Consider the following 18,986-nt stretch of genomic DNA (forward strand, 5'->3'; position numbering starts at 1 on the left):
AAACAAAAAAATCCTGTAATTGCTTACAGGATTTTATATTTTATAGCGGTTTTTTATTTAGCCCTTAAACTGGCCCATTGCAATAAATTTATCTTGCCGCTGAGTTTCCAGCTCTTTCCCAGTAAATTTAGAAAACGCTTTTATATTTTGTAAAATGGATGTTTTCAAGTGATCGTATGCAACTTTAGGATCGTAATGCGCACCGCCAAGAGGTTCTTCAATAATTCCATCAATAAATTTTTCCTGCAAAGCATCTTCTGGAGTTAATTTCAACGCATTCGCAGCATCTTCTTTATGATCCCAATTTCTCCATAAAATTGATGAGCAACTTTCTGGCGCAATTACCGTATACCAGGTATTTTCAAGCATATATACTTTATTTCCAACGCCAATACCTAAGGCACCACCACTCGCGCCTTCGCCAATAATATAAACGAAAATCGGAGTTTTAAGCATCGTCATTTCAAAAATATTTCGTGCGATAGCTTCACCCTGGCCTCGTTCTTCAGCTTCTAAACCAGGATAAGCTCCAGGAGTATCAATCAAAGAAATAACAGGAATATGGAATTTTTCAGCCAATTTCATTAATCTTAAAGCTTTACGATAACCTTCGGGATTACTCATTCCAAATCTTCGGAACTGTCTTTCCTTAGTTGTTCTTCCTTTCTGAGTTCCGATAATCATTACACTTTCTCCGTCGATGGTTGCTAAACCACCGATCATGGCTGGATCATCAGCAAAATTTCTGTCCCCGTGTAATTCCAGGAAACTGTCTTTATCTGTAATTCCTTTTATAAAATCTAAAGTGTAAGGACGGTCTGGATGACGAGAAAGTTGCACTCTCTGCCACGGCGTAAGATGATGGTAGATTTCTTTCTTCTTTTCTATAATTTTATCCTCGATTTGCGAACAGGCGAGTTTTACGTCTACGCCACTTTCTTCGCCCACCAATGAACAGGTTTGATACTGATCCATCAGATCTTTAATCGGAAGTTCAAAACTTAAGTATTCCATTTCAGTAATTAAGATTATGTTTCAAATTTAGGGAAAATTATAGGAAATTAGGGAATATTATTGACTGCATTTTTAATCCTCGCGGCACATTCTTCTTTTCCAAGGATTTGCATAATATCTGGAACATCGGGGCCTTTAAGTTCACCTACTAAACAGAGGCGCAAGGGCATCATCACCTTGCCCATTCCGACTTGGTGGCTTTCTGCGAAATCGTGAATCTCCTGTTTTAGAGTCTCATTTTCAAAATTAAAATCCAGCAATTTCTCCGCTAAATCTGTCATTAAGTTTACGGCGTTTTCGTTCCAAGATTTTTTCACCGCTTTTTCTTCATAATGGCTCGGAGCTTCAAAGAAAAATTTACCGTCTTCGTAAATGTCCTTTGCAAAAGTGGCTCTTTCCTTCATAAGCGGGATAATTTTCAATAATTTTTCGTTACCTGAATTAACCAGAGCGCTATTTTCTGTATTCTTCAATAGTGATAAAACTTCATCATCTGATTTCGATTTTAAATATTGCTGGTTAAACCATTCAGCTTTTTCTTTTGAAAATCGGGCGCCAGCTTTATGTACTTTATGAAGATCAAATTCATTGACCATTTCTTCTAAAGTCAAAATCTCACGATCATTGGCCGGACTCCAACCAAGAAGCGCAACCATGTTTATAAATGCATCGGGCAAATAACCTTCTTCACGATACCCTTTTGATATATTCCCTGTTTCCGGATCTTTAAAATTTAAAGGAAATACGGGGAATCCGAATTTATCACCATCTCTTTTGCTGAGTTTTCCTTTGCCTTCGGGTTTTAAAATTAAAGATAAATGTGCAAACTGCGGTCTTTCCCAGCCCATCGCTTCATACAACAAATAATGAAGACCAAGAGAAGGCAACCATTCTTCACCACGAATGACGTGAGAAATTTCCATTTCATGATCATCGACTATATTTGCAAAATGATAGGTTGGCATGCCGTCATTTTTAACCAAAACTTTATCATCTAAACTGTTTGTATTGACGGAAAATTTCCCCCGGATAATATCTTCGAGATTTAAAATACGATCTACAGGCATTTTAAAACGCACCACATACGGAACTTTTTCATCTATTAATTTCTGAACCTGCTCTTTTGAAAGGGTCAAAGAATTTTTAAGTCTATTTCTGGTGATATAATTATAGGCGAAGACCTCTCCATTCTGTTCAAATTCTTTTCGAATTTCATCCAAATCTTCGGGCGTATCAAAGGCAATATAGGCATAATCAGTTTTCAGAAGTTCTGCCAAATGTTTATCGTAAATCTCGCGTCGCTCAGATTGGCGATATGGAGCAAATTTCCCCCCGTGCTTTGGACTTTCGTCGGGAATAATTCCACACCATTCCAAGGCTTCCATAATATATTCCTCAGCACCTTCTACATATCTGGCAGTATCAGTATCTTCAATTCTTAAAACGAAATCACCTCCCTGGCTTTTTGCAAAAAGATAATCGTATAAGGCTGTTCTTACGCCACCCAAATGTAAAGGTCCCGTTGGACTTGGTGCAAAACGCACTCTAACTTTGCTCATTTTCTTTAAAATTTTAAGGTACAAATTTACTGAAAAAATACTGTTTGATCTCTTTATAATTGCTGTTTTAGAGATTCAGACGAGCTCCGGAAAGAATTGTTTTTTGAAAGACAAATAAATGTAAACAGTGTGTTTGATAAAATTACTTATTTTTGCAGTTAAATAGTGGTTATATGTTAGAAATTGGGGAAAGACCGTGGGGCAAATATTATGTTTTGGAAGATGAACCGCATTTTAAATTAAAGAGAATTGAAGTTCAGCCTGGTCAACGCCTGTCTTATCAATACCATCAACACCGCCAGGAATGCTGGACGATTATTGAAGGTGAAGCAGTAGTTACGCTGGATGATAAGGAACATTTATTAAATTATGGAGAAAGCATTTTAGTTCCCTTAGGTGCGAAACACAGAATCGAAAACAGAGGTTCCGAACTACTGGCTTTCATAGAAGTTCAGACCGGAACTTATTTTGGAGAAGATGACATCGTTCGGTTATTGGATGATTATGAAAGAAAGTAACCGGTATCGTGAAGCTCAACAAACAAAATAAGATATTTTATTATTTTAGATCTTTTTCCAGGATTTATATTCCTTCTACTTCTTTTAATTCTAAAATCAAGCACCTAAAATCCAAATTAAATTCTCAGAATATTGCCGCTGCGGAAACCAGGATTGCTTATTACAACAAGCATGAATCTATTGCTTCAACTTCTCACAAATACACTATTAAGGATTTAAAAGATCCGAAAACGCCCAAAGCGTATTACTTTGATTCTTATGAATATGCGCGGTATTTTAATCCAAATACACCGCTAAACTTTGTCTTTGGTGATGTGACGGAAGTTCCAGAAGTTCCCAGTATTGTAAAGTCCAGACCTATTTCTGAAAATAATCAAAACAGCATTCTATTAAATTTAGATAAAGCGCGCCATTTTGTATTTGTTCAGAATGATAAAAATTTTCTTGAAAAAAAACCCTCTTTATTTGGAAGAGCTGCGGTTTATCAAGAACATCGGTATCTCTTTTTCGACCTGTATTTTGATCATCCTCTCTGTAATATCGGGCAAGTGAATAAAACAGGTGGAAATCCCAAGTGGCTAAAACCTAAAATTTCAATAGAAAAACACTTAGAATACAAATTTATTTTGAGTTTGCAAGGAAATGATGTGGCAACCAATCTAAAGTGGATTATGTCTTCTAATTCCATCGCAGTAATGCCGAAACCAACTTTAGAAACTTGGTTTATGGAAGGAAAATTAATCGGTGGAAAACATTTTATAGAAATAAAAAGTGACTACTCTGACCTAGAGGAACAATTAAATTTTTACAACGAAAACCCAGATGAATGCTTGATGATCATCGAAAATGCGCACGCACATTGCAGACAATTTTTTAATAAAGATGTGGAAGACTATTGCAGTTTAAGAGTGTTGGAAAAATATTTTTATAATACTAAATCCATGTAAATTTGAAACATGGTAGAAAAAAATTATATTATTCTTGCTCACAAAAACCCGGAACAGATATTTCGCTTGATTCGGAGTTTAGATGACTCTTCGTCAAAGTTTTTCGTTCATGTTGATTTAAAAAGTGATTTAAGCAGTTTTGGTATTTTAGAAAGTTGTTCTAATATTTCAATTATTCCACAAAGAGAAAATTGCATTTGGGGTGATTTCTCAATTGTGAAAGCAACACTACATCTTCTAAAAAATGTTGTAGAATCTGGTAATAAAGGTTTTACAATCTTACTCAGCGGCCAGGATTATCCCATTAAATCACCGCAAAAATTAAATGATTTTTTAGGAATAAATAAAGAGTCAAATTTTATTGATATTCAAAAAGTTGAAGACAAATGGAGTAAAAAAATGGTCCGCGATAAAATAGAACATTACCATTTTATTCATTCACAGGAAAGAGGTCACAGTAATAGTTACTCTCCTTTTTTCAGAAGTTCTCTCAAACAAAAATTCAGAACTCTATTTCATCTTTTGAAAGGTCGCCTGCCTTTTGAAACATTTCAAAAATTATTAGAATTACCGCAAAGAATTCCAGTATTTACGCAACAATACGGCGGTTCTCAGTGGTGGGCTTTTAATGAAAAAACCACGGAAAATCTCAATTCTTACATTGAAAACAACTATCAGAAATTAGAAGATTATTATCGTTTTACTTCAGCGCCAGATGAGATATTTTTCCATTCTGTACTGATGAATATTCTTTCCGCGGAGAAAAAGGATCATTTAAAACCTTCGCTAACTTATACCAATTGGGAACGTAAAAATTGCATTTTACCGGTAACTTTTGATACAAATGACCTCCAGGAACTTTCAGCTGTTGATCACTTTTTTGCCCGGAAATTTGACATTGATTACGATCAGGAAATCTTCAATTTAATTGACAACAAGCTTTTAAAAGATTAGTTAGAGCACATTCCTGTTTAACCAACTGCTGAACGAATATTGCTTTACAATTTCTGGCGGAAGAACTTTGTATTGAGAACTTAAAAATTCTGGCAAACTGCCCAAATCGTCATGACCTAAAATAAATATATTTTGTGGATCATAAAAGTCATAGTTCAGAACGGCCGTATTGTTTGTAATGATTTTTTTGGAATATTTTAGTGCTTCAAAAAATCGTAACGAAAGTCCATCATGCTCCACCACTTTAAAATCTAACAAAATTTTTGCTTTTTTTAAATGGGAAATATTAGCTTTAAAATCAAAATTATGCTTAAAGAATTTGATGTTTTTTTCGTTGATGGGAAGTGTGCTGGGATGATATTTAAGATTGACGTCAAATTCAACATCATATTTTTCAAGTTCGTGGACTATTGTAACGAGATCGTCGGCTCGTTCTACAATATAACTTCCGACATAATAAACAATTTTAGAATGCTCAAGATTTGGTGAATCATCATCATAATCGAAATAAAAATTGTCACACTTCTTTAAATTAGGATATTGATCTTTGTATTTTAGATAATCATTCTGGTCAAAAACCAGAAATTTTTCAAAGTAGTTGATGTAACCAAAAATATCGTCATATCGCTCTAAACCATCCCACTGATAACCAACGACCTTCTTCCCAATTTTGAGCAGATGCTTCAAAGTTTCAATAGTAATGGTATCGGGACGAATGATTAAAATATAATCAACACTATTAGGCCCAAGATGTTTAATTTTTTCTTCGACGCTATCCGAGTGGAATTGCCTGATGAGTTGTCGCTTATAATTTCTATTTCCGAAGAAATTTTTCTGCAAAAAATTGACTGCGCGATCCGTCGCACTTTTATAGTGAAATTCCTGTGGAATAAAGTAATTCAGGTGCAAACCAAACTTCTCGATGTTTTCGTTGAACAACTTGTAAATACCAAAATCACAGGGAATAATTAAGATAAAAGATTTTCCTACAGCTGATGAATTGATCATTTTTTTGCTTCTAAAATTTTGGCGAGCGTATTAAATTTATACTGCGCTTTCAACGATGCGAAAATTAATCCTTCTTTCCCGTCGAGAAAACCTTGCTTTAAAAAGTAAAATTTAATAAACCAAAAAAACGGGGAGTACATCAGTTTAAAAAAACTGACATTAGTACCAATTCTTCTTTCAATTTCTGCTGTAGAATAGATATTGTTTTTCTTTAAAACTGATGAAATACAGTCGTCTGCTAAATGCTCGAGCGCCAGATTTTTGTCCTTCGGATCTAATTTTAATGTATTGCCCTTAATCTCTGGTTTTGAATGGATAAAGGGCGGCCAAACAACGGAATCTTTCCGGAAAAAACGATAAACATAATCAGGATAAGCGGCACGCATAAATTTGCCTAGAAAATAATTTTTTCGCGGAATTGCTAAAACTGTATTTCCTTCCTTATTCTCTTGAAATTTATAAAGTTCAATTTTTAAATCATTTGAAATTAATTCATCTGCATCTAGCAACAGAACCCAATCATTTTTTGCACTTTGAATGGCAAAATTACGTGCTGGTTCAACAAAATTTAATTTCTCGTGATGTAAGACAGTGCAGTTGTATTTTTCGGCGATGGGCACCGTTCTGTCGTTACTTCCCATATCACAAATTACAATTTCATCAAAATCTTGAACAGATTTCAAAACTTTTTCAAGGTGTAACTCGGCATTATAGGTATTAATAACGACAGAGATGCTCATATTTACTTCTTAAACTCCAGGATTGTTTTTTCGATAATAGCTACACATTCCAAAAGTTGTTCTTCTGTAATGACCAAAGGCGGCGCTAATCTGATAATGTTCCCGTGTGTAGGTTTGGCAAGCAAACCATTTTCTTTTAATTTCATACAAAGATCCCAAGCAGTAGAACTTTCTGGAATATCATTAATCAGGATGGCATTTAAAAGACCTTTTCCTCTCACTTTCGTAATCAGATCAGATTTTTCAATAATTTTTTCTATTTCAGACCGAAATAATTTTCCTAATTCTTCGGCTCTTTCGGAAAGATTTTCATCTTCTACAACTTGCAACGCTGCCAATGCGACTGCGCAAGCAATCGGGTTTCCCCCAAATGTAGAACCATGTTGACCAGGATGAATCACATGCATAATGTCGTCATTTGCCAAGACTGCAGAAACAGGATACATACCACCCGACAAAGCTTTGCCAAGTACGAGAATATCAGGTTGAACATCCTCATGATGACAGGCAATTAATCTACCCGTTCTGGCGATTCCAGTTTGTACTTCATCTGCAATAAAGAGAACATTATACTTTTTACACAACTCGGAAGCTTGTTTCAAATAACCCGCATCTGGCACAAAAACACCTGCTTCACCTTGAATTGGTTCGACTAAGAAAGCGGCAATATTAGCAGCATCATTTTTTAAAGTATCTTCTAAAGCTTGAATATCATTGTAAGGAATCTTTAAAAAACCCGGTGTAAATGGACCGTAATTTTTGCTCGCATCAGGATCATTAGAGAATGAAACGATCGTTGTAGTTCTTCCGTGGAAATTATTTTCACAAACTATAATTTTCGCGGCGTTTTCAGAGATTCCTTTTACTTCATAACTCCATTTTCGCGCTAATTTTACAGCCGTTTCTACCGCTTCTGCACCAGAATTCATGGGCAAAACTTTATCAAAACCAAAAAGTGTAGTTATTTTTTTTTCGTATTCACCCAAATTTGAATTATAAAAAGCTCGGGAAGTTAAAGCAAGTTTTTTGGATTGATTCACTAACGCATCAACAATTTTCGGATGAGAATGTCCTTGATTTACGGCAGAATATGCAGATAAGAAGTCGAAATATTTTTTCCCTTCTACATCCCAAACATATACGCCTTCACCTTTGTCTAAAACTACGGGCAAAGGATGATAATTGTGAGCGCCATACTCGTTTTCCAGATCAATGTAATATTGTGAATTCTTTTGAACAGCTGTTTCTGACATATCTTTTTCTTTATTACAAATTTAATGATTATTATCTTAAATGAAGGGATCAAAAAAATGCCTCAGAAGAGGCATTTGGTATTGTTTAAAAATACATTTTAATTATCGAAATTTTTATCCATTTTGAAATCTTCCATGAATTTCGTGGTATAATTTCCGGCCAGATAATCTTCATTTTCCATCAATTGTCGGTGGAAAGGAATCGTGGTTTTTACACCTTCAATATAAAACTCTTCAAGCGCACGCTTCATTTTTGCAATAGCTTCTGCACGAGTTTGTGCGGTTGTGATCAATTTTGCAATCATGGAGTCATAGTTGGAGGGAATCGTGTAACCTGAATAAACATGCGTATCTACACGAACACCGTGTCCCCCAGGAATATTTAATTCGGTGATTTTCCCTGGCGAAGGACGAAAATCATTAAATGGATCTTCAGCGTTAATCCGACACTCTATAGAGTGAAGTTTTGGGAAATAATTTTGGCCAGAAATTGCAGTTCCAGAGGCAAGAAGAATTTGCTCACGAATTAAATCGTAATCAACAACCTGTTCTGTAATAGGATGTTCTACCTGAATTCTGGTATTCATTTCCATAAAATAGAAATTACGGTGTTTATCAACCAAAAATTCTATGGTTCCAACTCCTTCATATCCAATATATTCGGCAGCTTTCACTGCCGCATCACCCATTTCCTTCCGAAGTTCATCGGTCATAAAAGGTGAAGGCGTTTCTTCTGTTAATTTTTGATTTCTACGCTGTACTGAACAATCTCTTTCAGATAAATGACACGCATTACCATATTGATCACCAGCAATCTGGATTTCAATATGCCGTGGTTCTTCAATCAATTTCTCCATATACATTCCACCGTTTCCAAAAGCGGCAACAGCTTCCTGAATTGCAGATTCCCAAAGATCTTTCATATCTTCTTCTTTCCAAACAGCGCGCATGCCTTTTCCACCGCCACCAGCAGTAGCTTTAATCATTACCGGATAGCCAATTTCTCGCGCAATAACCAGCGCATCTTCATAGGTGTCTACCAGACCGTCAGAACCGGGAACACAAGGAACACCTGCCTCTTTCATAGTCGCTTTGGCATTTGCCTTATCACCCATTCTATCGATTTGTTCTGGCGTAGCACCGATAAATTTAATTCCGTTTTTCTGACAAATTCTGGAGAAATTAGAATTCTCTGATAAAAAGCCGTAACCTGGATGAATCGCATCAGCATTGGTAATTTCTGCTGCTGAAATAATATTGGGGATTTTAAGATAAGAATCTTTGCTCATTGCCGGACCAATACAAACTGCTTCGTCGGCGAACCGTACGTGAAGGCTGTCTTTGTCGGCAGTAGAATACACGGCAACGGTTTTAATTCCCATTTCTTTGCAGGTACGTAAAATACGCATTGCAATTTCGCCGCGATTGGCGATTAATATTTTTTTGAACATCTTTTCAAGAATTTTAAATTTTGATCTTTGAATTTTAAATTATTTTAAAAGTGGTTCCCTTTAAAATATATTAGGTATCATTTAAAATTACTTAAGAAGGATCTACTAAGAATAATGGTTGGTCGTATTCTACAGGAGTTGCATCATCTACCAAAACTTTAACAATTTTACCTGAAATTTCAGCTTCAATTTGGTTAAATAATTTCATGGCTTCAATTACACAAACAACTTTACCTACAGAAACTTCATCACCAACATTTACAAAAATATCTTTATCAGGCGCAGGTTTTCTGTAGAATGTTCCGATCATTGGCGATTTAATGGTCACATAATTAGCGTCTTCTGCAACTGTTTCCTCTGGTGCAGATGGCGCGGCAGGAGCTGAAGACCCAGCAGTGTGCGCTTGTTGTGGTGGTGTATGATACACCGTTTGAGCAGGACCATAATTAATTTCACTTCCACCGAGTGGAGTTTTAATGGTAATTTCAAAGTCCTTTGTTTTGTATTTTACTTCGGAAACCTCAGCTTTAGACACAAATTTTATAAGATTTTGTATGTCTTTAATGTCCATATAATTGGTATTTGTTTATTATGTCAAAGATACTAAAAATCAATAAAAAACCACTCAAAATTGTAAAAATTGAGTGGTTTATGTATGAAAATGAAGATTCTCTAAGGTTTTTGGCTTAGTTCTCTTCTGTAGCTTCTACTTCTTTTTCCATTACTATTTTTCCTCTGTAGTATAATTTTCCTTCATGCCAGTGTGCTCTATGATACAGGTGCATTTCACCTGAAGTTGCATCTTTTGCCAATTGAGGAACTACTGCTTTGTAATGTGTTCTTCTCTTATCTCTTCTTGTAGACGACTGTCTTCTCTTTGGATGTGCCATTTTCTATATTTTTAATTTGATGAGCGATGAGTACTTGATTGCTCAATTCTCATCATTTTAAACTATTTAATTTTTATCTTTTAACTTTTTCAACGCTTCCCATCGGGGATCTATTGCGGGCTCTTCTTCAATTACTTCTTCCGGACTGAACTTATTTAATATTTCCAAATCTTCTTCAGAAATATTTGGAGAAACTTTTTTCATTGGGATTGATAACATAACATCTTCATAAATCAGCTGCGCTGCATTGAAGGCATAATCAGTCATCGGAATCGTGATAACATCTTCGTCGCTATCATCATATTCTTCTCCGAATTTAACCAGAACTTTAATTTTATTATCAATGGGATGAATAAAATTTTCGTTTGTGAGGTCACAAACTAAATTAACAGTTCCCAATGTTTTAATCCAAAGTTCTAAAAATGTAGTATGCCTATCCATAAGGATTTCGGCAACTATTTTAGGGTTTGTAAATTCTTGTTCAGTATCGAAAAGTTCAAAGAACGCTTTATCTATCTCAAACCTGAACTCGTGCTTTCCGTTTTTGAGCCCTGAAAACACAATATCGTAGTTTCTAAACTTGTCCATAAAATGAGTGTGCAAAAATATGCATTTTTTTTAATATTACAAATATATTTGAAAACAAATCTGCAGTAAAAAATAATTCCGCAGATATCTTAGAGGCGATCTACCGGCAAATCTTCCTCAACGTTATTACCAGAGGCGTTTCTACGCGGTCGCATTCTGTTTGTCATCAGGTCATTATATTCCTGTCTGTTCTTAAAAATTTTAATGGCCATAAAAATAGCTTCACTAAAACTTTGTGGATCCGCAATATTCTTTCCCGCAATATCATATGCAACGCCATGATCTGGACTTGTTCTGATAAAAGGAAGCCCTGCTGTGTAATTTACCCCTTCTTCATAAGCAATTGTCTTGAAGGGCGCTAAACCCTGATCGTGATACATCGCCAAAACTGCGTCGAAGTGTTTATATTTTTCAGGTTGAAAAAAACTGTCTGCAGGATAAGGGCCGAAAGCCATAATTCCGTTATCAAACAATTCGCGAATCGCGGGTTCAATAATTTCAATTTCCTCTTTACCAATCGCTCCACCGTCACCAGCATGTGGATTTAAACCAAGTACCGCAATTTTTGGGCGCTCGATGCAGAAATCCTCAATCAAACATTGGTTCAAAAGCTTAATCTGTTTTTTAATTTTCTCTTTGGAAATATTTTCAGCTACATTCGCAATCGGAATATGGTGCGTAGAAACGGCAACTTTCAGATCATCGGTTACTAAAAACATAAGGCCTTTCTTTTCAAACTTTTCTTCTAAATAACCGGTGTGTCCAGCATGCTGAAAACCATTTTTCAACATCTCTTCTTTATTAATGGGCGCGGTAACCAGAACGTCGACTTCACCATTCATTAATGCGTTTGTAGCAGCTTCCAGGGATTCGATAGCCATTTTTGTCGATTCTTCGGTTGGTGTGCCCAAATCTACATTTACATTATCTTTCCACAGATTCACCATATTGATTTTATCTGCATGAGCCTGAGAAACCTCGGTAATATAATTGAAATTATGTTGAAGTTTGAAAATATTTTTCTGATACGTAAACAATTTTCCAGATCCGAAAATTACAGGTGTAAAAAAATCAGTAATCGATTTATCTTGCAATGATTTCATAATGATTTCCGGTCCAATACCGTTGTAATCACCAATAGAAATTCCCACTTTTATTTTATGCTGTTTCGGACTCATTTTTATTATCTTTGAAAATTGTTTGAATTTTACAAATTTAACAAATTAGGATTAACAATCCTTATTTAATTTATTTTAAGCTGATTCAGCAGTTTATTTACTTCTTTTTTAAAAATACCAATATGTTTACAGGAATCGTAGAAGCGACGGGAATTGTTGAAACCATTCAACATAACGACAGCAATATTGACTTTATCTTAAATTGCCCTTTCACCTCCGAATTAAAAATTGATCAAAGTTTAGCACACAACGGCTGCTGTTTAACGGTCGTAGAAATAAATGAAAACAATTATCGCGTTACCGCAATCGATGAAACTTTAGAAAAAACGAATCTTGGCCAATGGAAAATTGGAACTGAAGTAAATTTGGAACGCTGTTTGAAGTTTGATGGCAGACTTGATGGTCACCTTGTTCAGGGACATGTAGATAAAACTGGAATCGTAGAAAAAATTGAAGATAAAGATGGTAGTTTTTTTATTACTATTTCTTATGATTCTACCGATGAATACACGACAGTTCCACAAGGATCAATTACGGTAAACGGTATAAGTTTAACAGTAGCAGAAAGTGGAAATACAAGTTTTTCGGTTGCAATAATTCCTTATACCTGGGAATTCACGAATATGAAAAATCTGCAAATTGGTGACATCGTAAACCTTGAATTTGACATTATCGGGAAATATGTAAATAAATTGATGAAAAAAAATGCCCTTCTCTAAATATAACGGTTTTAGCCTTCGCAATAAAGTTTTCTGGGGATTTCTCATAATCTGTTTACTCAGTATTACGGGCTCGTCCATACTCTCTTATTTTATATTGAGAGACAATGCAATGGAGCAAAGCCGCACCGATTTGCAAAAAAAATCTGAGTCATTAATGTCGGCTTTAGATTATGCCGTAAGTCACACTCAAGCGCAAACAGATGATTTGCCCAACATTCTTTCTAATTCAATTTACGAAATTGCAGACATCAATAATCAAGATATAATCATCTATGATTTAGATGGTAAATTTGTCATATCCAATAAAGACATCAACTTAATAGCGACCAAAAAACTTCCGCTCTCAGTTATAAATAGAGTATTAAAAAGTGATAAAAGAACGGATTTCAATACCTATGATAAAAAGATTGATGCGAATGTTACGTCATCTTATATGATTTTGAAGAACAATATGCTGGAACCTATAGCTATTGTATATTTCCCTTTCTATCATAATGATTCTGCTTACGTAAGCGTTTTTAACCGGTATTTAAATTATATATTTATTGTAAACCTCTTTGTTATTGCTTTCGGAGTTTGGCTTAGTTGGATTATCTCCAGCAATCTTACAAAGACCGTAAGCAAATTTTCTGAATTAATTAACAAAATAACGCTTCTGGAAGATGATCCACAGCCCATCAAATACTATCAAAATGATGAACTGAACCAGCTTGTAAAGGCTTACAACAAAATGATTTTGCAGATCAGGGAGCAGAAAGAGCGCCTTAGTTTTAAAGATAAGGAAGAAGCTTGGCGGGAAATGGCAAAACAAGTGGCTCATGAGGTTAAAAATCCTTTAACACCAATGAAACTAACCATTCAGAACTTTGAAAGGAAATTTAATCCGGAAGATCCTGATATTACGGAAAAAGTTAAAAAATTAAGTAAAGTAATGGTCGATCAAATCGATTTGGTGGCGACGGTTGCCAATGCGTTTTCCCAGTTTGCCCAACTTCCGGAAAAGTATAATGAGATTTTCGATGTGAATAGGGAGATCAAAAATATTATCAAAATTTTTAGTGACGAAAAAATCTACTTTCATGCTAATAAAGACAAAATTATGGTTGAGATGGACAAAATCTACCTGTCCAGAATTATTACCAACTTAGTTTCGAATTCGCGACAGGCTCGCGATGAAGATCGTGAGAATATCATAAATGTAGATGTTGAACAGCGCCAAAAAAGAATCATCATTACAGTAGAAGATAATGGTGTGGGTATTCCAGAAGATTTATACGGTAGAATATTCGAACCTAACTTTACATCAAAAACCAGCGGAATGGGTCTTGGCCTCACCATGGTTCGCAAAATGGTTGAAGATTACAAAGGTGAAATCACCGTCTCGTCTGAAATCGGTAAAGGCACCACATTCACAATTTTTCTGCCCACTAATGTAAAGCCCAAACGCGGAGAAGTTGCTGGCGAACTTACCGTTTAACCCTGCAGCTCATCCAAAAAAGATATTCTTGAAACCTTTTCATTTTAAAAAATTTTCAATCAAACAATCGAAAGACGTTTTTCGCGTAGGCACGGATGGCGTTTTGCTCGGCGCACTAGTAAATATTGAAAATTCCCAGAGAATATTAGAAGTAGGATCAGGTTCTGGACTCATTTCACTCATGATCGTACAGCGGAATCCCGTTGCCATCATCACGGCTATTGATATTTCTGCGGAGGCTGTAAAACTCTCTGATGAAAATTTTAAAAATAGTCCTTATAGTGAACGATTGAATTGTTTTGAGGCAGATTTTAAGCATTTTGCAGGTGTTGAGAAGTTCGATTTAATTGTGTCAAATCCACCCTACTTTGAGGAAAACGACTCATCTAAAGATGTGATTGCACGGCAGCAGACCTCACTTTCTTTCGAGAATTTAATTAAGTTATCAGCTGAGAAATTAAAGATTGGGGGATTATTTTCCGTTATAATTCCTGCGGAATTCGGTGATACTTTTACCCAAACTGCTACGGAAAACAAACTCTTTCTGAATAGAAAAGTAACCATTTACGGCATCAAAAACTCAAAACCAAAAAGATTGATTTTAGAATTTGGATTTGAGGAAAAGGAAATGATGATGAGTGAATTAATTATCGAAAAATCACCACGAATATTTACTGATGAATATTTAAAATTGACAAAAGATTTTCACCTTTTTGGCAAATAACTCCTATTTTGGAGCATTCAGCGTAATAACAATGTCTTTTTTAATACTTTTACTTGAGGAGTATTTTGCGTCACAAACCGATGTTGTCAAGGAATAGTTTCCTTTATCAACCATAATGAAATTTTGATTTTTCGCGGGCACATCTAAATTGTAGAATTTTTTTCCACTGATTTTGACGATCAAATTACATTTCGATTTATTTACGATTTGCACATAGGCAGTAGAGCTATTTGGATCAGAATTAAATAAATGATTGAGCAAATCAGCCGTTCTTTTGTGTTTAACATTCGATCCATTTTGGGCGATGTCTCTTTTTACTTCTGTTTTAAGTTTGCTTTTATTAACGGGAGTGACCGTAGGTTTAGCAACACTTGCTTTTTGTGCAGCCGGTCGGTCATTGTTGATTACTGCAAAAAGTTTTCTTTTAAATTCGGGTGTTCGCGGATGATTGGGATTATACTTGACGAAATTAGCAATGACTTGTGCATTGGTACTTTTTTCAACTTGTTGAACCGTATATTTTGATTGAGCAAAGGAAAAAACAGACAGTAAAAAAATAAATAAATAGAGGGTTTTTTTCATCAATCAATTAATTTTTTAGAGATTTTAATTTTAGTAATAACGTAGAAATCGGCTTTTTAGTTTGTGCGAAATTTATTATCTTTGCAACGCTCTAAAAGTGAGCTAAAATAATCAATTTTAAATCTAAAAAACAAGAATATGTATACACCAGTTGCTGCAGACGTAGCTAAATTGAGAAATATTACAGGCGCAGGAATGATGGACTGTAAAAAAGCTTTGGTAGAAGCGGAAGGAGACTTCGACAAAGCAATTGATAACCTTCGTAAAAAAGGTCAGAAAGTTGCTGCAAACAGAGCAGACAGAGATTCTCATGAAGGTGCTGTAATTGCAAAATTAAACGAAGACAACACCATGGGTGCGATCATCGCTTTAAATTGCGAAACAGATTTCGTTGCTAAAAATGACAGCTTCGTAGAATTGGCTCATGAACTAGCTGAACAAGCGGTGATGTATGCAAATAAAGAAGAATTTTTAGCGTCTGATTTCCATGGAATGACTGTTGCCGAGAAATTAATCGAGCAAACAGGTCTTATCGGAGAGAAAATTGAAATCGGTTCGTTCGAAAGAATAGAAGGTCCTTTCTTAGGAGCTTACATTCACGCAGGTAATAAAATTGCTGCAATCAGCTCCCTTTCTTCAAATGTTGATGGCGGTGCAGAAGTTGCAAAATCAGTATCAATGCAGGTTGCTGCAATGAACCCAATTGCATTGGATGAAACTATGGTTTCCCAAGAAACGATTGATAAAGAATTAGAAATCGAAAGAGAATTATTGACTAAAGAAGGCAAACCTGCTAACATTATCGATAATATCTTAAAAGGAAAAATGCAGAGATTCTACAAAGACAACACGTTGGTACACCAATCTTTTATTAAAGATTCTGGAGTTTCGGTTGCTGACTACGTAAAATCAGTTGACAATGATTTAAAAGTTTTAGGATTTGTAAGAGTAAGTCTTACTTAATTCTGAAAATTAAAAATAATTCAAATCTCTTCCTTAATCTAGGAAGAGATTTTTTTTTCGGTTAATAAGCAGTAATTTTAAAGTCTTATTTTTGATATGGTGAAAAATCTACTTTCTTTAATGTTGGGATTACTCTCTATCGCCGGATATTCACAACAATACATTTCAGTAAGTTCTAAATCTGCTGATGAATTGGTGAGAGATATTTTTATCGGATCTCAGAATGCAAATTGCATCACCGTATCGAATGTCACTGTAAAAGGTTGGCAAGATTACGGCAACAACCCTTTCAGTTATGGATATTTCGAAAAAGGAACTTTGCCATTTGATATTGATAAAGGAATTATTTTAAGTACAGGAAATGCACAAAATGCACCTGGACCCAACAATTCTCTGCTAAGTGACGGCGCATATGATTGGCTGGGCGACATTGATTTAGCAAGTGCTTTTCAGACTCCTACATCAAAATATATTAACGCAACAGCTCTCGAATTTGATTTTGTTGCGAACAATACTACGGAAATCAGTTTCGAGTATATGTTGCTTTCCGAAGAATATCAAACCAGTGGCTGTGATTACTATGATTCATTTGCTTTTCTTATTAAACAGGATGGTGAAGCCAATTACAACAATATTGCGTTGGTACCTGGAACCAATCAGCCGGTTTCCTCCCAAACAGTTCGGGGCGGCACAGACTGCCCAAGAAATCCCACGTATTTTGACCGATTCAATTATCCGCCCTATTCTTCAAGGCAGGTTTCGCCTACAAATTACGATGGTCAGACAAAAGTATTAACTGCAAAAACAAACATAATCCCTGGGGAGAGATACCATATTAAACTCGTTATCGCAGACTATAGTACCACATCACATGACTCTGCAGTATTGTTAAAAGCTGGAAGTTTCGTCGGTAAAAAAGACCTTGGTCCTGATTTATTGATCACGACAAACAACGCAATTTGTGAAGGTTTGTCTAAAACTTTAGACGCGACAACTACAGGCGCAACTTCTTATCAATGGTTTAAAGACGGAAATGCGCTTACTGGTAAAACAAACCCGCAATTATCAATCTCAGGTTCACCGTCAAGTACCGGAAAATATGAGGTAGAAGTTAGTCTGGGCGGTTGCATTTTAAAAGGTTCAATTCAGGTTGAAATACAACCAAAAGCAACAGTTAATTACGGAGTCTTTCCATTTTGTGATGACAATTTAGACGGAAGTATTCCCATAAATTTCACGTTTTTAAGCAACGAGGTAATTCCCAACTTTAGTCCGACTTTAATTTTTAAATATTATTTAGATGGAATGGATGCCCAGAATAATGCTAGCAATAATCTCCAAAATGGTTGGCTTTTAACTTCTGACACCGACGTCTTTGTGCGAGTAGATAGTTCTGCCGGTTGCTTGCCAGTAATAGGAAAAGTAACACTAGCTATTGGCAATAAAACACCTCTTTTAAAAACTAAATTTACAGCCGCCACAATTTGTGACGATCAACGGAAAGGTTCGGTTCCCGTAGATTTGACTAAATATACAAACGAGTTTACTTTAGATAACTCAATTACCGCTGTATTCTTCGGTTCTGTCGACGATGCAAGAAAAAATAAAAACCCAATTTCAGCACAACAGACTTTAAATACAGATTCCCGGACCTTCGGCATTCGATTACAAAATAGTACAGCTTGTGCTAATGTTGGAGAAATTACCGTTACTAAAAAAACCCCAAATACTTCGATGCTTTTAGTTGATAAAGAAGTTTGCGAAAATGGAACCACAACTTTAGATGCCGGCGCTGGATTCGATTATTATAAATGGAGCAACGGCCAAGAAGGAATTTCGACATCGAAAATTTCGAATGTCGGCGTAGGCACTTATTATGTCGACTTAACCTCTAACGGATGCACTTTCCGACAATCTGTAAAAATCACCTCTTCCCAACTCCCGCAAATCAGCAACATCGATGTTATTGGCAGTACAGCGACCATTTTCGTAAATGGTGGAACTCCTCCGTACCAATATTCAGTTGATAATATTACATTTCAAAGTTCAAATATCCTAACAAAACTCCCCCGCGGACGTCAAACAATTTATGTAAAAGATGCTCAAAATTGTAAAACGGTCAGTAAAGAATTTCTGATTCTCAATTTAGTTAACGTAATTACTCCTAACGGTGATGGAAAAAACGATGTTCTGGATTACTCAGATTTAAGCATCAAAAAAGAGGTTCAAATTGAAATTTATAACCGTCAGGAAATCCAGGTTTTTACTGCTCAAAAAGCACCTTATATTTGGGATGGAAAAATGAACGGACGCATTGTACCCACCGAAACTTATTGGTATATTTTAAGATGGATCGAACCCGATTCAAATTTACCAATTACGTACAAAGGTTGGGTTTTGCTTAAAAATAGAAATTAA

19 protein-coding genes are annotated in these 18,986 nt (G+C 35.5%); 8 read left to right on the forward strand and 11 right to left on the reverse strand.

Annotated elements, in window-relative coordinates:
- Window positions 1–57 precede the first annotated feature (57 nt).
- Window positions 58–1,014, reverse strand: coding sequence for an acetyl-CoA carboxylase carboxyltransferase subunit alpha (locus LC814_RS06230; protein ID WP_226063088.1), 957 nt, complete (start codon window positions 1,012–1,014; stop codon window positions 58–60).
- 47 nt (window positions 1,015–1,061) lie between these two features.
- Window positions 1,062–2,573 (reverse strand): glutamate--tRNA ligase, encoded by a 1,512-nt coding sequence (gene gltX, locus LC814_RS06235; protein WP_226063089.1) that lies wholly within the window; start codon window positions 2,571–2,573, stop codon window positions 1,062–1,064.
- Window positions 2,574–2,746: 173 nt separating this feature from the next.
- Here gltX and LC814_RS06240 point away from each other — a divergent pair, with 173 nt between their 5' ends.
- The 3 genes from LC814_RS06240 to LC814_RS06250 are packed head-to-tail and all read left to right on the forward strand — an operon-like array spanning window position 2,747 to window position 4,992.
- Window positions 2,747–3,091, forward strand: a complete 345-nt coding sequence (locus LC814_RS06240) for a phosphomannose isomerase type II C-terminal cupin domain (protein ID WP_226065778.1) — start codon at window positions 2,747–2,749, stop codon at window positions 3,089–3,091.
- Window positions 3,092–3,099: 8 nt separating this feature from the next.
- Window positions 3,100–4,038: a glycosyl transferase family 90 gene (locus LC814_RS06245; protein ID WP_226063090.1), complete on the forward strand. Its 939-nt coding sequence runs from the start codon at window positions 3,100–3,102 to the stop codon at window positions 4,036–4,038.
- Window positions 4,039–4,047: 9 nt separating this feature from the next.
- The gene (locus tag LC814_RS06250) at window positions 4,048–4,992 is read left to right on the forward strand and encodes a beta-1,6-N-acetylglucosaminyltransferase (RefSeq protein WP_226063091.1); all 945 of its coding nucleotides are present in this window, start codon (window positions 4,048–4,050) and stop codon (window positions 4,990–4,992) included.
- Here the strand turns inward: LC814_RS06250 and LC814_RS06255 are convergent, their stop codons facing one another.
- The 8 genes from LC814_RS06255 to pdxA form a co-directional block, all read right to left on the reverse strand.
- Window positions 4,993–6,000 carry a WaaS/CpsH family glycosyltransferase gene (locus LC814_RS06255; RefSeq protein WP_226063092.1) on the reverse strand — a complete coding sequence of 336 codons (1,008 nt, stop codon included), beginning with the start codon at window positions 5,998–6,000 and terminating at the stop codon, window positions 4,993–4,995.
- Window positions 5,997–6,740: a glycosyltransferase family 2 protein gene (locus LC814_RS06260; protein ID WP_226063093.1), complete on the reverse strand. Its 744-nt coding sequence runs from the start codon at window positions 6,738–6,740 to the stop codon at window positions 5,997–5,999. The genes LC814_RS06255 and LC814_RS06260 overlap by 4 nt, the downstream gene beginning before the upstream one ends.
- Before the next feature lie 2 nt (window positions 6,741–6,742).
- On the reverse strand, window positions 6,743–7,993 hold the full coding sequence (gene rocD / locus LC814_RS06265) for an ornithine--oxo-acid transaminase (protein WP_226063094.1): 1,251 nt from the start codon (window positions 7,991–7,993) through the stop codon (window positions 6,743–6,745).
- Window positions 7,994–8,091: 98 nt separating this feature from the next.
- Complete coding sequence (gene accC, locus LC814_RS06270) at window positions 8,092–9,444, reverse strand: acetyl-CoA carboxylase biotin carboxylase subunit (protein ID WP_226063095.1); 1,353 nt, start codon at window positions 9,442–9,444, stop codon at window positions 8,092–8,094.
- A 91-nt stretch (window positions 9,445–9,535) separates the two neighbouring features.
- Window positions 9,536–10,015 (reverse strand): acetyl-CoA carboxylase biotin carboxyl carrier protein, encoded by a 480-nt coding sequence (accB, locus tag LC814_RS06275; RefSeq protein ID WP_226063096.1) that lies wholly within the window; start codon window positions 10,013–10,015, stop codon window positions 9,536–9,538.
- A gap of 115 nt (window positions 10,016–10,130) precedes the next feature.
- Window positions 10,131–10,334, reverse strand: a complete 204-nt coding sequence (rpmF, locus tag LC814_RS06280) for a 50S ribosomal protein L32 (protein ID WP_226063097.1) — start codon at window positions 10,332–10,334, stop codon at window positions 10,131–10,133.
- A gap of 66 nt (window positions 10,335–10,400) precedes the next feature.
- Window positions 10,401–10,922 carry a YceD family protein gene (locus LC814_RS06285; RefSeq protein WP_226063098.1) on the reverse strand — a complete coding sequence of 174 codons (522 nt, stop codon included), beginning with the start codon at window positions 10,920–10,922 and terminating at the stop codon, window positions 10,401–10,403.
- Window positions 10,923–11,011: 89 nt separating this feature from the next.
- Window positions 11,012–12,100, reverse strand: coding sequence for a 4-hydroxythreonine-4-phosphate dehydrogenase PdxA (gene pdxA, locus LC814_RS06290; RefSeq protein WP_226063099.1), 1,089 nt, complete (start codon window positions 12,098–12,100; stop codon window positions 11,012–11,014).
- Between the two features lie 122 nt (window positions 12,101–12,222).
- On the opposite strand from pdxA, the gene LC814_RS06295 reads away from it, so the two are divergent.
- From LC814_RS06295 to LC814_RS06305, 3 genes are read left to right on the forward strand one after another with little or no spacing between them, the layout of a single operon-like run.
- Window positions 12,223–12,819 (forward strand): riboflavin synthase, encoded by a 597-nt coding sequence (locus LC814_RS06295; RefSeq protein WP_226063100.1) that lies wholly within the window; start codon window positions 12,223–12,225, stop codon window positions 12,817–12,819.
- On the forward strand, window positions 12,806–14,299 hold the full coding sequence (locus tag LC814_RS06300; RefSeq protein WP_226063101.1) for a sensor histidine kinase: 1,494 nt from the start codon (window positions 12,806–12,808) through the stop codon (window positions 14,297–14,299). Before LC814_RS06295 ends, LC814_RS06300 begins: the two co-directional genes overlap by 14 nt.
- 28 nt (window positions 14,300–14,327) lie before the next feature.
- On the forward strand, window positions 14,328–15,023 hold the full coding sequence (locus LC814_RS06305) for a tRNA1(Val) (adenine(37)-N6)-methyltransferase (RefSeq protein WP_226063102.1): 696 nt from the start codon (window positions 14,328–14,330) through the stop codon (window positions 15,021–15,023).
- A 3-nt stretch (window positions 15,024–15,026) separates the two neighbouring features.
- Here the strand turns inward: LC814_RS06305 and LC814_RS06310 are convergent, their stop codons facing one another.
- Window positions 15,027–15,605, reverse strand: coding sequence for a DUF6759 domain-containing protein (locus tag LC814_RS06310; RefSeq protein ID WP_226063103.1), 579 nt, complete (start codon window positions 15,603–15,605; stop codon window positions 15,027–15,029).
- Window positions 15,606–15,743: 138 nt separating this feature from the next.
- Here LC814_RS06310 and tsf point away from each other — a divergent pair, with 138 nt between their 5' ends.
- Window positions 15,744–16,568: a translation elongation factor Ts gene (gene tsf / locus LC814_RS06315; RefSeq protein WP_226063104.1), complete on the forward strand. Its 825-nt coding sequence runs from the start codon at window positions 15,744–15,746 to the stop codon at window positions 16,566–16,568.
- Window positions 16,569–16,664: 96 nt separating this feature from the next.
- Window positions 16,665–18,986, forward strand: coding sequence for a choice-of-anchor L domain-containing protein (locus LC814_RS06320; RefSeq protein WP_226063105.1), 2,322 nt, complete (start codon window positions 16,665–16,667; stop codon window positions 18,984–18,986).

This window comes from Kaistella polysaccharea, from assembly GCF_020410745.1.
In the GTDB taxonomy this organism is placed as follows: Bacteria; Bacteroidota; Bacteroidia; order Flavobacteriales; family Weeksellaceae; genus Kaistella; species Kaistella polysaccharea.